Raw genomic sequence first — 401 nt, 5'->3', positions numbered from 1 at the left:
TTGAGGCCGTCTGAAAGATGTTCCCAAAAGTATTCGGATAGGGGCTTGCTTTGGTTTAACAAGGCATCTTCAAATTGCGTCTTGCCATAGGCGCGGATGTAGCTGTCTGGGTCGTGTTCTTCGGGTAAGAATAAAAAATGCAGCGATTTATCGTCTTTTAATTGTGGTAACGCATTTTCCAGCGCGCGCCAAGCCGCTTTACGTCCCGCGCTGTCGCCATCAAAACAAAAATAAATACTGTCGGCCTGACGCATCAGGATTTTGACGTGTTCCGCCGTGGTTGCCGTACCTAAAGCCGCTACGCCGTAGCCGACGCCGAACTGAGCCAATGCGACCACGTCCATGTAGCCTTCGACCACCAAAATCCGTCCAGCCTCTTTTACGGCAGCACGCCCTTCATA

Annotated in this window: 1 protein-coding gene; it reads right to left on the bottom strand. The window is 51.1% G+C overall.

The window, feature by feature from the left end:
• The coding region (locus ACTHSP_RS22390) for a toprim domain-containing protein (protein ID WP_440347059.1) at positions 1–401 on the bottom strand (401 nt) is incomplete at both ends.

It is taken from the genome of Neisseria sp. P0001.S005, assembly GCF_051963715.1.
This window is presented reverse-complemented; position numbering and strand designations above follow the sequence as displayed.